Source organism: Actinomadura formosensis NBRC 14204 (assembly GCF_001552155.1).
GTDB lineage: Bacteria > Actinomycetota > Actinomycetes > Streptosporangiales > Streptosporangiaceae > Spirillospora > Spirillospora formosensis.
The window spans coordinates 52,104-64,828 of sequence record NZ_BCQQ01000006.1; the positions used below are offsets into that span (position 1 = coordinate 52,104).

The following is a 12,725-nucleotide window of genomic DNA, read 5'->3' on the forward strand; positions in this document are numbered from 1 at the left end:
CCCCAGCACCAGCCTCCTGCGTCCGGTCCGACCCGAGACCTTCCGGCCTGCGTTCACGACGTCCTCCATCGCCGCACCCCGCCGCGGGGCGCCTCACGAGATCACGAAGAGAAGAGGGCAGGGATGTGATGGTCCGCCGCCCGGCCTCACCGGCGCGGGCGGCGGACCTGGCGGCTAGGGACCGTCTGCGGTCGGAAGCTCGATATCGCCGGCCAGGGACTGGATCTGCTCGGTGGTCAGAGCACCTTGGTAGGCCCAGATGTCGTCGAGGGCGTCGGTCCAGAATTCGGTGCCGTCGGTCGCGCCGAACTTGTTGCGGCCCACCTGCAGACCGCCGTTGCCCGCCGCGTTGAAACCGAGGATCTGGTCCTGTTGCGACACCCCGTCGGCGGTTTCCTCCAGTTGCCCGTCGACGTACAGGCTGACGCGGTCACGCAACGCGTCGTACACCACAGCCACATGCGACCAGTCCCACGGGACGAAACCCGAATGCGAGGCGGTCAATACCGGAGCGGCCGCATCGTCGGAGTTGTGCATCACGACCTGCCAGCCGCCCTGCTCGGCCGGATCCTCACCCGGTACGTACCGCAACGCGAAGGCGTTCGTGGCGGCGCCCGGTTGGGAGAACACGGTGGCCGGCTGCTGGGGTCGGCCACCGTTGCGGACCCACCCGGTGATGGTGAAGCTCTCATCGGTGTCGACCACGGGTTCAGTGGTCTCGGCGAACTGCTTCTGGGCGGGGTCGAGCTTCAGGCCCGCCGGTGACGCCCACTCCCGGAACCCGGCCGTCGGGTCGATGGCCGCGCCGTTCTGCAGTACCAACGCAGGGGCGCCCGCAGGCTCACCCGAACCATTCTCATTCAGCTTCCACCGAGCCTTGAGCACCGGATGCTGAGTGACCATTTCCTCGGCCTCCTGCTGGCCGACGATCCGGTCGTAAACTCGCACGTCGTCGATCTGACCGGGCCAGTGATCTGCCGGGTTGCCAAGCCAAAGGCTGCGCCCGACCTGGAACCCGCCCGTGGCGTTCCATACGGAAGTCACTTCGGGACTGGGGGTCCCTGGTTGACCGTTGACATAGATCTGCAGCCTTCTGGTCGTGTCGTCATAGACACCGACCAGATGGGTCCAGGTGTTCAGCTCCGCCATGCTCGCGGAGAAGGATTGATAGGTTCCCGTCTCGGCTGAGTCGGACTTGACCTTGGACAGTGCCCACTTACGGTACGCGCCATCGTATTTGAAGTAGAACCCGCTCTTGCTCGTCCCGTCCTGGCTGAGCATCGTGCGGGTGCGGCCATCAGGGTCGTCAAGACGAACCCAGGCCGACACCGCGAAACTCTTGCTGGTGTCGATCAACGGGGCGCTGGTGGAGGCGTAGCCGGTCGAACCGTCTAGTTGTAGTGCCCCATCGATCTGGCCGGTCGTGCCAGTGGTCACTCCTCCGTGCACGGTCGCGGAGACGGCCGGTTCACCGTTGCGGGTCACCGCCTGCAAAGTCGTGGCACCGGACGGCTCGTCCAGCTTGAACCTGGCCACCGGATCCGAACCCGTGTTCGCGCGGAACTCATAGGAGACCGCTGGTCCGTTCTGGTTGGACGGCGCGAACGCCTGCACCGTCAAGATGTTGGGGCCCGAGCGGGTCGGCGCGATCTGCACCTGCTGCACCGCGCCGGCGGTAGTGGTCACCATCCGCGCCGGCTCGTCATTCAAGGTGATCTCGTACCGGTCGGCGACGCCCTCGGAATCGGCAATGGTGAACGTGCCGGCTTGTCCCACGCCCCCATGCCAAGCATCGTCGGCGGGGTAGTCGGTCGAGGTGATGGTCGGGCCCCGGGCACGGCGGGGTCGTAGTAGAAGTAGCAGCCGGTTTGGGCGCCTGCGTAGCTCCACGGGCCCCACTGCTCGCCGTCCCAGGCCCGCACGCCCCAGCCGATTTTGGTCCGCTGCGGGATGGTGGACGGCAGCGTCACCGAGAACCGGCTGCCCGAGGTTTTGGCCGGGGTCAGCGCGGAGGTCCATTTGGGGCCCCAGTCCGACCCGTCGGCGTTGTTGGCCCAGTGCAGCGTGAACTGGCCCTGGACCTTGTTGGCGTCCTCGGTGTCGGGGTCCTTGAGGTAGGCGTACACCGTGGAGATGTCGTTGACCGTCTTGGCCTGCCCACTAGGCAGGCACTTGGTGCCCGGGTTGGCGAACATGGTGTCGGTGTCGGGCTGCAGCGGCGGGTTGTTGTACTGCACTTTCATGTAGGCGTCGTCGGCGAACCGCTTCCACCAGTCCATCGTCGACTCGCTGTAGGCCTTCAACCCGAACGTGATGGTCGAGTAGCCCTTGTTCACCGCGTCCTGCACATGCGAACGCAGCTTGGTCCCGCCGAACTCCACCGGCGTCTTGGAGCAGTACGCCACATCACGCGAGGTCAGCTGTTCCTGCCACACCGATGAGTTATTGGTGTTGTTCCAGGTCGCATACGACTGCAGCGTGGCGGTCCGCCACAACTGGATCGAGGTCGGGTTGCTGCAGTTGTAGGCGTAGGTCTCGTAGGCGACGAACTCCACGTTCTGGATGTAGCGGCCCTTGATCGCCGGCAGTGGCATCCGGAAGAACAGCCGCTTGGTCTGGTTCTTCACGCAGTTGGGGTCCTTGGCCACTTCACAGCGACCCACGCCCTCGGTCGAGTTGCCGGCGAACTTGTAATACGACTCATCCGGCCAGCCCGACGACACCATCCCCCAACTGGTCGCCTTGCTCGTCGTCCACACCGGGTCGATGTACACCGGGAACCGGGTGTCAGGCGCGGTCAGCAGCCCCTGATCCGGGATCAGCGTCAGCTTGCCGGCTTCCACGGCCGCATCCAGCCGCGCCGTCTTGGCCCCGTCGGCGGGCCCCTTCGCCGGATCCTCTCCCGGGCCGGCCGCGCGGGCGCGGGCCTGCGGCGTGGTTGGCGCGGTCTGGGAGGAGTCCCACATTCTCGGGGACGGCGCCTCGAACACTCCCGCGCCCGAGCCGGTGTCGGTGGCCGTCAGCACCCCGCTGCCCCGCTCCTCGCGCACGGCGAGGCGGGTGGTCGACATCGCCAGCGCGAGCTTGGCCACTCGCGGGTCCTTGGCCGCCTGCGCCGTCTTGACCACCAGCACATGCGCGAACCCGTCCACCCGCGCCCGCAGCCGCAAGTCCACGGCCGGGCCGGCCACGCCCTCGTACACGGCGGTGTCGCCGTCCAGCATCGGTTCGGGCAACGCCTGCGGCCATGACAGGGCCAGCGCGTGACCGGCCCGGGTCATCCGCACCATCGGACCGTTCCCACCGGCGGAGAACTTCAGCCCGACCGTCGTCGCGGCCGGGACGATCGCGCCACCGGAACGGTGCAAGGTCGTGTCGATGTCGACCCACTTGCCACCCTGGCGAGTGCGGATCGGCTGCACATGCTGCTCGATCTCGATCCGGCCGTTCGGCAGCGCCCGTACCGTGCTGTTCTCTCCGCGCCGGGAGGTGATCTCCACCGGCCGGCCCGTCCGTTTCGCCGCCGCCACCGCCTGCTGCTCGGTTGCCGCCGACTTCGGTTCATCGGCGTGGGCCAGGGGTTCTCGAATCGCCGACCACAAAGGTACTTGGACCATTCCGGCGACCATTAACAGCGCCAGGAACCGGACCAACCAAACTGGGCGCCGCCATGGCGACGGCCAAGGAACAGAACCACGACGACATGCTGCACGGCGACTCATAAAGAACCCCAATGCGCCCGGGTTGATCAAAGCCGCCTCAACGTAACCCGCAGATCATTAGGGAGAAAGACCCGGATCGATCATGGCAATGTGATATACAACACAGTCAATTCAGTAAACCTGGCGAGACGTCTCCGGCGTCCCACTTCAATACCCCAACCAAGAATATTACGCTAGGTAACTAAACGCCTTCGAAATATCGACGTTTGCAGTGGCCTCATTCCGGGAAGGCGATGTAAATCGACGGCCGCACAACATCTAGCGCCGAAGGCATAAAACTTTGGCATTGACCTCTACAGTGGGTCGGTGTATGCGTTCTCCGAAGCGGGATCGGGCTGGATCGCTGCGAGTTTTCGAGTGGTCGCACAGCGTCGGCGGCTCTGGTTTCTGGATTGCGAAACCGCAGATGTCGCGAGCGGCGGGGCCGGTCAGGGAGAGGACGGCGGGTTCGCCTTGTGCCTGCCGTTGGGTTTCAGCGGCGAGCCGATCCGGACCGGGCGGGATCCGGCGCCGCGGGGCAGTGCGTGCCGGGTGTGCGGCACCAGCGGCGCGGGCGCGTCCGGTGGTTCCGGGTCGGGGGGCGCCGGCGGGGCGTCCTCGGCCTGGGCTAGCGACTCCTGCTCGCGGACGTACTCCTCGAACTCCATCGAGTGCGCGGTCGGCAGCGTGATGATGCCGGGGTTGGCGTCCACGAGGAGGATGCGGCGGCCGGCAGCGCCCGAATGGGTGAACACCATCGCGGTCGGGGGGAGCTCCTGGAGCTGCGGCGGTTCCACCAGCAGTTCCCGGAAGCGCTGCTTGTTCGTCCGGAGGTCGGCGACCGTCCGGCCCCACGCGGTCGCGGAGCTGATGCCCTTCACCAGGACCGAGTCGTCGGCGGCGGGCGCGGGCAGCGGCGACCACACCGGGTCGGTGAGGCCGTCGCCGCGCGGCCGCGCGAACGCGACCGTGCTGGCGTAGCTCTCCCCCGCGACGTCGAACAGCGTCTCCCCCGCCGCGTCGGTGATCTCGGCGACGAGCAGCGGCTGGCCGGCGCCGATGTGCTCGGCGGCGACGCGGGCGTCCTCGGGGTTGCCGAGCCGCATGAACCCGACGGCGGCGTGGCCCCGGCGTCCGAGCCGTTCGCGGACGTGGCCGGGGATCGACCGGTACATCAGCACGAGCCCGGTCCCGGTGGCCTCGCACGCGTCGATGAGCCGGTCGAGGACGTCCCCGCGCAGCTTCTCGGCCCCGCACAGGAACAGGGTGTGGTCCCACTTGCCGCCGGGCGGGGCCTCGCGGATCCGGTGGGTGAGCGCGGTCGTGACGTAGGTGCCGAGGATCCGGTTGGTGAGGACGCCCGCGCGCCGGTCCATCGACACCACGTGCAGCCTGGACGGCGGCAGCGTGACGGGCTCGGTGGCGAGCTTCTCCAGCTTGCGGAGCTGCGCTTCGAGCGCCCACGCCCGCCGGACGACGATCCGGTCGGTGGCGTCCCGGCCGAACAGCGTCGCGATGCGTTCGAGCTGCTCGTCGGTGAGGAGCCCCTTCCGCAGGTCGTCGCGCGGGTCGCCGACCTGGGCGAGGACGCGCAGCGCCGCGGTGATCCGCGGGATCGTCGCGTCCGGCCCGAGGACCTCGATGAGCCGTTCCAGGATCGCGTTGTCGAACGACAGATCCCGGGTGCCGCCCTCCTCCTCGCCCGCGCTGACCACGAGCGAGAGCACGTCGGCGAGCGCCTCCCGGTTCAGCCCCCGCGTGACGTCCAGCCGGGGCAGGTCGGCGGGCAGCACCCAGACGAGCGGGTCGTCCCCCCGGTCGGCCGCCAGCCGCAGCAGGTCGTGCGCGACCGCGCCCTCGGAAAGGTCGATGACGGTGAGCCGGGCGCCCACCGCCAGCCGCGCCGCCCCCATGGTGGTCACGGCCGCGGCCCATCCGGCGAGCGTCCCGCCGACGATGTCCACCCGGTCCACGCCGGGCGGCACCGCGACCGGGTACCACTCGCGCTGGCTCTCGTACGCCGCCCGGCGGCTCTCCCATTCGGCGCGGGCCTTGGCGTACGCCTTCTCGGCCGCGTCCCGCTCCCGCTCACGGGCGGCCCTGCGGCGCTCCTCCTCGTCCCGCTCCAGCGCGAGCCGCTCCCGCACGCCCCGCTCGTCCCGCCACAGCCCGCCGCCGGTGATGCCCAGGACGATCGCGCACGCCAGCAGCGCCACCCCGGCGAACGCCCACGGGATCACGCCCACGATGCCGCACAGCAGGAACAGGCCGACGAACGCGACCGTCCCGCCGAACGCGATGCGCAGCGGCCGGCCGGCCATGTGCTCGGCGGGCCGCCGCCCCTGCGGCGGCAGCGGCGCCCGTTCGGGCTGCTCGGGCCGCTCCGGTGGCGGCCCCGGGTCGGGGTGCACCTGCACGTAACGCCAGCCCACATGAACGCGGTCGGCCTGTGTGAGCCGCGCCATCGCGGACCCGCTCGCCATGTCCGTCACGTCGAGAGACCCCTGGAGTCGCGGGAGTGCCTGGGGGTTGCCGGTCAGCTTGCCTACGCAGTCCAGGGTAAAGACCTTCCTGCGTCCCCGCGCGTCCTTCAACGTAACAGCACTACAGATAACCGATTAGCCCCACCATTTCGGGCACCCCACCTCACCTGCATGAAAGATCGGACAACCCGCCCCGCAAAACTGGCCGCACCCGGCCACTTTCCCCTCCCCACCGCACTGCGGAACGGTCAGGGCTTGCCCGCCTGTATCGCCGCGCGCTTGGCCTGGCGGTCCTGGCGCCACAGCTTGCCCGCCTCCGCCGGATCGCCGTCGAAGATGACCCTGCCCTGGCGCAGCGTGACGCCGCGGTCGCACAGCCGGGTGAGCATCTCGATGTCGTGCGCCACGATCACCATGGTGCGTCCCTCTCCCCGCAGTTCCCGGATGCGCTTGAGGCACTTCTCCCGGAACGGCGGGTCGCCGACGGCCAGCGCCTCGTCAACGAGGAACACGTCCGGCTCGGTGTGCGCCGCGATGGAGAACGCGAGGCGCATGAACATGCCCGAGGAGTAGAACCGCACCTGGTTGTCCAGGAACCGCTCGACCCCGGAGAACTCGACGATCGTGTCGAACTTTCGCTTGATCTCCGCCTCGGACATGCCCAGGATCGCCGCGTTCAGGTAGACGTTCTCGCGTCCGGTGAGATCGGGATGCAGCCCGGCACCGACGTCGATCAGCCCGGCGATCCGGCCGCGCACCCGGACCGAACCGGAGTCCGGGCGCATCACCCCGGAGATCAGCTTGAGCAGGGTGCTCTTACCGGAGCCGTTCAGCCCCATCAGCGCGACCGTCTCACCCTGGTAGATCGTCAGGCTCACGTCGTCCAGCGCGTTGAACGTCTCCGACAGGCTCTGCCGCCGGACGGCGCGGATCGTCATCTCCCGGATGGACCGGGCGTGCCGAAGCGTGAACTGCTTGCTCACCGCGTCGATGACGATGGACTCGGGGATCGGGGGGATGGCCACGTCGCTACAACTCCTGGGCGAACCGCTGCTGGGCGCGCGCGAACACCAGACTGCCGGCGAGGAACACGAGCCCGGCCACCGCGAGCGAGATCGCGGCACGGCCGTACATGTCCGGGGGGAAGGTGAAGTCGCCCCGCGTGCCCGGGAACCAGAACGCGCGCTGGAACAGGCTGACCGCGGACACGAGCGGATTGGCCAGGTACGTCTCCAGCACCCAGCCCGGCGCCTGGTCTCGGACATGCCACCAGGGATAGATCATCGGCACCGACCAGGTGATGACGATCATCATGATGTCCACGACCTGCTCCAGATCGCGGAAGAAGACGTTGATCCCGGCGAACAGCAGCCCGATCCCGAGCCCGAGGACGATGATGATCGCGAAGCCGAGCACCGCGCCGGCGAGCCCCGCCGGCGACGGCCGCCAGCCGTACGCGAGCGCGCCGCCCAGCATGATTCCGAACCCCGGCAGGAAGTGCACCAGCGACACCAGCAGCGACGCGACGGGAAACAGTTCGCGCGGCAGGAACACCTTCTTGATCAGCGGACCGTTGCCGGTGACCGAACGGGTGCAGGAGTGGATGGTCTCGGTGAACAGGTTCACCAGCACCATGCCGGAGAACAGGTAGATCGGGAAATGCTCGACGTGGCGGTCCATCCCGAGGAAGACCCCGACCACGAAGAAGTAGACGGAGAAATGCACCGCCGGACGTACATAGGACCAACCGAGACCGAGGAGCGAGCCCTTGTAGCGGGCCTTGAGCTCCCGCCGCACGAGCAGACGCAGCAGGTAACGGTCCTTGAGGACGTGCCGCAGCCCACCGCCGGTGCCCGGCGCGACGAGCGGTGGGAGGCCGCCCGCGTGCGCCGGGACCGTCCGCTCGCTCATTCGCCCGCCGATCCGGCGGCGGCGAACGTCTCCCGCCACGCCTCCGGGGAGGCCAGTTCCTCCGCCGCGGCCCGGTAGCGCGCGGCGAGGTCGTCCCACTCACGGGTGAGCTTGGCATGCAGCAGGCCGCTGCGTTTCATGATGGCCCGGAAACGCTTCGGGTCGCGCTGGTACCAGGTCACCTTCGTGCCGTCCGCGGACGAGACGAGAGCGCTGTCGAACTTCGACAGCATCCCCCAGTGCTGGTCGAGATGCGGGATCGTCGCCTGCGGGTTGCGCAGCGCTTCCTCGTCGACCGGCCCGAGGTGGCGGATGGCGCTGGTCAGCGCGGTCTTGATCACCTTGGACCGGCCCTTGGGCACGTCCGGGTTCCGGCCGCGCCTGGGGGGACGGGTCCGCCGCACGTCGGGGAACTCCTCGACACGCTCACCGGCCTGCGCGTCCGGGAACCCGGCCCGCACCCGGCGGACCTCCTTCACCTTGGTGACCATGCCCGCGTGCATGTGCTCGGGCCCGGCCAGCACGTCCCGCAACGCCATGACCATGAGCTCGGCGGTGGAGTACTGCATGGCGAGCGCGTGCTTCACCGAGATGATGAAGCTCTCCTTCAGCAGGTTGCCGCCCCGCTCGTACGGTGAGTGGAGCAGCGCCGTGACCAGCCGGTTGCGCCAGTGGAAGTACGCCTGCCAGTCGATGCCGTCGTCCTTGTCCTGCCACGGAACGTGCCAGGCCGCCACCCCCGGCAGCGACACGGTGGAGAACCCGGCGGCCCGCGCGCGGACCCCGTACTCGGCGTCGTCCCACTTGATGAACATCGGCATGGACAGCCCGATCTTGCCGATGGTCTCCACCGGGATCAGGCACATCCACCAGCCGTTGTAGTCGGAGTCGACGCGGCGGTGCAGCCACGGCGTCTCCCGCAGCGCGTTGCCCTTCTGCGCGAAGTCGTGCTCCGGCCAGGTGTGCGCGGCCGGCCCCCACCACCAGCGGTAGCGCTCGATCGTCTCGCCGAACGCGTGCAGCTGGGAGCGGACGAACAGGTTGAACATGTGCCCGCCGACGATCGTCGGCGTCTTGGCATGGTCGGCGAACGCGACCGCGCGCAGGATGCCCTCGCTCTCGGTCACCACGTCGTCGTCGAGAAGCAGCACATAGTCGCTGCGGCCGGCCCGGACCGTCTCGTCCATCGCCCGCGCGAAGCCGCCGGAGCCACCCAGATTGCCCTGGTCGATGACGCGCAAGCGGCCACCGAGCCCCGCCTCGGCCGCCGCGAAGTCGGGATGGTCCTCGATGCGGTCGGTGCCCTGATCGACGACGAAGATCTCGTCGATGACGTCGAGCACCTCCGGCGCCTCACCGAGCGCGATGAGCTGGTCCACGCAGAAGGCGGGACGGTTGAACGTCGTGATGCCGATGCTCGCGGTGCCCTGGCGCCGCACCTGCTCGACGTCGGCGCACCATTCGGCCCGTTCCAGCACCGCGGTGCGCTCCCCGGCCAGCACGTCGAACCAGTACCAGCCGCCGTCCAGGAACGGCTTGAGCGAGAGGGCGAAGGAACGTTCCTCCGCGGTCTCGGAGTCCACCGTCACCGACGCGACCCGGTGCACGTGCCCCTTGGCGCTGGACCGGTAGACGATGACGGTCGCCTCGCCGCGGAGCCGGACCCGCAGGGCGACCTCCTCCACGTGTGTCCAGCGGCGCCAGTACCCGGCGGGGAACGCGTTGAAGTAGGTCGCGAACGACACCCGGCCGCCGACCGGGACCAGGACGGTGCGGCGCCCCGCCTCACCGGCCCGCCCGCCCGTCTCCGGGAACCCGGGCGCGGCCTCCACCGCGCTCTCCTCCGCCACGGCCTCCGCACCCCGGACCATCCGGCCCTCGATGTACAGCGGCAGCACGTCCAGGTCCCGCCCGACCGGCAGCACGACCCGCTGCAGCGTGCGCGGCGTCACCGTCTCCGGCGGGCCGGCGGGGTTCGTCGTCGTCACTCGTCCACTCCTCCGCTGACCAGTCGGGCGCCGCCCGCGAAGTGCGGGCGCAACCGGTTGTCGACCATGCTGAGCGCGGCGCCGATCGCCATGTGCATGTCGAGGTACTGGTAGGTGCCGAGCCGGCCGCCGAACAGGACACCGTCCTCGCGTCGGGCGAGATCCCGGTAGCGCAGCAGCATCGCGCGGTCGTCCGGCGTGTTGACCGGGTAGTACGGCTCGTCCCCGCGCGCCGCCGCGCGGGAGTACTCCCGCATGATCACGGTCTTGTCGCGCGGGTACCACTCCCGTTCCGGGTGGAAGTGCCGGAACTCGTGGATTCGCGTGTAGGGGACGTCCTCGTCGGCGTAGTTCATGACGGACGTGCCCTGGAAGTCGCCGGTCGGCCTGACCTCCATCTCGAAGTCCAGCGTCCGCCAGCCGAGTTCGCCCTCGCGGTAGTCGAAGTAACGGTCGAGGGGGCCGGTGTAGACGACCGGAACCCGCCCGACGAGGTCGTCTCGCCGCTCGAAGAAGTCGGCGCCGAGGCGCACCTCGATGTTCGGGTGGTCGGCCATCCGCTCCAGCCACGCCGTGTAGCCGTCGACCGGGAGCCCCTCGTGCCGGTCGTTGAAGTACCGGTTGTCGAACGTGTACCGCACCGGCAGCCGGGTGATGATCTCCGCCGGGAGTTCCCGCGGGTCGGTCTGCCACTGTTTCGCCGTGTACCCCCGCACGAACGCCTCGTACAGCGGGCGTCCGATGAGCGAGATCGCCTTCTCCTCCAGGTTGCGCGGCCCGCCGTCCGGCACGCCCTCCCCGGCCTGCCGGGCGATGAGCGCGCGGGCCTCGTCCGGGGACATCGCACGGCCGAAGTACTCGCAGATCGTGCCGAGGTTGATGGGCATCGGGTACACCCGGCCCTTGAACGTCGAGAACACCCGGTGCTGGTAGGAGGTGAAGGCGGTGAACCTGTTCGCGTACTCCCACACCCGCTCGTTCGAGGTGTGGAACAGGTGCGCACCGTAGCGGTGGACCTCGATGCCGGTCTCCGGCTCCGGCTCACTGTAGGCATTGCCGCCGATGTGGTCGCGGCGCTCCAGGACGAGCACGCGAAGGCCCAGCTCGGCCGCGCACCGTTCGGCGACGGTAAGGCCGAAGAACCCGGCACCCACGACAACAAGATCGATCTTCACGGGACGGCGTCCATCTCCATGCGGGGGGCCGGGAGCGAGCGGGGCCGGAGCCCCGGGCGATACGCGTTGTTCGCACAGATACCCGGCTAAGATACCGGCTGATCGATCGGCAGCGCCCATGAGCCCGAGGAACGCAGTGGCGGCACCTTCTCCCGAAACTCCCGGGCCCGGCGTGCGTCCGGTGGTGTACCTGCACGTCGGGGCGGCCAAGAGCGGGACGACGTTCCTGCAGAACGTCCTGTGGCACAACCGGGAGCGGCTGCGGTCGCACGGCGTGCTCTACCCGGGCGACGACGACGCCGCGCACGTCAGGGCCGCTTTCGACCTTCGCGAGACGTTCTTCCGCGGCGCGTCGGACCCCCTCGTCCCCGGCGCATGGCCGGACCTGGTCAGCCGGGCCCGCGCCTGGCCCGGCACGACGCTCATCTCGCAGGAGCTGTTCGCGCCCGCGCTGCGCCCGCATGTCGCGCGGGCGCTGGACGACCTCGGCTTCGCCGACGTGCACGTGATCTTCACCGTCCGGGACATGGCCCGGCAGATCCCGGCGCACTGGCAGGAGGACATCAAGAACCGCTTCACCACCTCGTTCGCCGACTTCACCGCGGCACTGCGCCGCCCCGACCGCAACACCGTCAAGGTCGCCCGGCTCTTCTGGGGGCTCCAGGACCCCATCGACGTCCTCGGACGCTGGGCGGAGAACCTTCCGCCGGAGAACGTCCATCTCGTGACGCTTCCACGGCCAAGCGCACCACGCGACCTGCTCTGGAAGCGGTTCTGCCGGGTGGTGGGCGTACCGCCGGAGAGCTGCGACCTGGCCGCCCCCTTCGCGAACCCGTCGCTGGGGCTGCCGGAGACGCAGATTCTGCGCCGGCTGAACGCGTCCCTGGACGAGGCGACCGTCGACTGGCACTTCTACAACGACGAGATCAAGCACCACCTGGCCCAGGACGTGCTCGGCCGCCGGACGGGGTCCCCGCGCATCCAGTTGCCCGCCGAGGACCACGCCTGGGCGGCGGAGCAGGCGGCGGAGACAATCCACCGGCTTCGCGAAGCCGGGTACGACATCGTCGGCGACCTGGAGGAGCTGCGGCCGTCACCCCCCGGAGACGACGCCGGGCGGCATCCCGACGACCCCGACTGGGCCGGCATCGCCGACGCCGCCGACGACACGATCGGAGCGCTGCTCCGGCGGATCGCCGACTCGGAGGCGGAGCTGGCCGGGCTGCCGGCGGGCATCGGGACGCGGAAGGCCGACCAGATCGAACTGCTGCACGCCGACGCGAAACTACTGCGGGAGCGGATCGACCGGCTGTGCGAGGACACCGTCCCCCTCGTCAAACGGGCGGCGCGGACGCTGAGCGAGCGTCACCCGATGGCCGCCCGCCTGCGGGAGACGTACTGGCGGCTTCAGTCCGGCCCACGGGACTCCGTGCCCGCCGCCGAAGAGACGAACACGAGGTGACCGAC

8 protein-coding genes are annotated in these 12,725 nt (G+C 69.3%); 1 reads left to right on the forward strand and 7 read right to left on the reverse strand.

The window, feature by feature from the left end; genetic code table 11:
* Nucleotides 1-174: 174 nt before the first annotated feature.
* The 7 genes from AF1_RS02565 to glf form a co-directional block, all read right to left on the reverse strand.
* Nucleotides 175-1,776 (reverse strand): LamG domain-containing protein, encoded by a 1,602-nt coding sequence (locus AF1_RS02565; RefSeq protein WP_067793297.1) that lies wholly within the window; start codon nucleotides 1,774-1,776, stop codon nucleotides 175-177.
* The gene (locus AF1_RS35080; RefSeq protein WP_165488313.1) at nucleotides 1,707-3,617 is read right to left on the reverse strand and encodes a hypothetical protein; all 1,911 of its coding nucleotides are present in this window, start codon (nucleotides 3,615-3,617) and stop codon (nucleotides 1,707-1,709) included. The genes AF1_RS02565 and AF1_RS35080 overlap by 70 nt, the downstream gene beginning before the upstream one ends.
* A 533-nt stretch (nucleotides 3,618-4,150) precedes the next feature.
* Nucleotides 4,151-6,184, reverse strand: coding sequence for a hypothetical protein (locus AF1_RS02575; protein ID WP_067793301.1), 2,034 nt, complete (start codon nucleotides 6,182-6,184; stop codon nucleotides 4,151-4,153).
* A 248-nt stretch (nucleotides 6,185-6,432) separates the two neighbouring features.
* Nucleotides 6,433-7,209 (reverse strand): ABC transporter ATP-binding protein, encoded by a 777-nt coding sequence (locus tag AF1_RS02580; RefSeq protein ID WP_067793302.1) that lies wholly within the window; start codon nucleotides 7,207-7,209, stop codon nucleotides 6,433-6,435.
* Between the two features lie 4 nt (nucleotides 7,210-7,213).
* Entirely contained in the window at nucleotides 7,214-8,095 is an 882-nt protein-coding gene (locus AF1_RS02585; RefSeq protein ID WP_067793304.1) for an ABC transporter permease, read from the reverse strand.
* Entirely contained in the window at nucleotides 8,092-10,083 is a 1,992-nt protein-coding gene (locus tag AF1_RS02590) for a glycosyltransferase (protein WP_067793306.1), read from the reverse strand. The genes AF1_RS02585 and AF1_RS02590 overlap by 4 nt, the downstream gene beginning before the upstream one ends.
* Complete coding sequence (gene glf / locus AF1_RS02595) at nucleotides 10,080-11,258, reverse strand: UDP-galactopyranose mutase (protein ID WP_067793308.1); 1,179 nt, start codon at nucleotides 11,256-11,258, stop codon at nucleotides 10,080-10,082. The genes AF1_RS02590 and glf overlap by 4 nt, the downstream gene beginning before the upstream one ends.
* 172 nt (nucleotides 11,259-11,430) lie before the next feature.
* On the opposite strand from glf, the gene AF1_RS02600 reads away from it, so the two are divergent.
* Nucleotides 11,431-12,720, forward strand: coding sequence for a hypothetical protein (locus AF1_RS02600; protein WP_131732348.1), 1,290 nt, complete (start codon nucleotides 11,431-11,433; stop codon nucleotides 12,718-12,720).
* Nucleotides 12,721-12,725: the final 5 nt, after the last annotated feature.

What these genes read in the sequence shown, in the direction of transcription:
- AF1_RS35080 (WP_165488313.1), bottom strand. Translation starts at nt 3,617, where the DNA reads ATGGTCCAAGTACCTTTGTGGTCGGCGATTCGAGAACCCCTGGCCCAC.
- AF1_RS02575 (WP_067793301.1), bottom strand. Translation starts at nt 6,184, where the DNA reads ATGGCGAGCGGGTCCGCGATGGCGCGGCTCACACAGGCCGACCGCGTT.
- AF1_RS02585 (WP_067793304.1), bottom strand. Translation starts at nt 8,095, where the DNA reads ATGAGCGAGCGGACGGTCCCGGCGCACGCGGGCGGCCTCCCACCGCTC.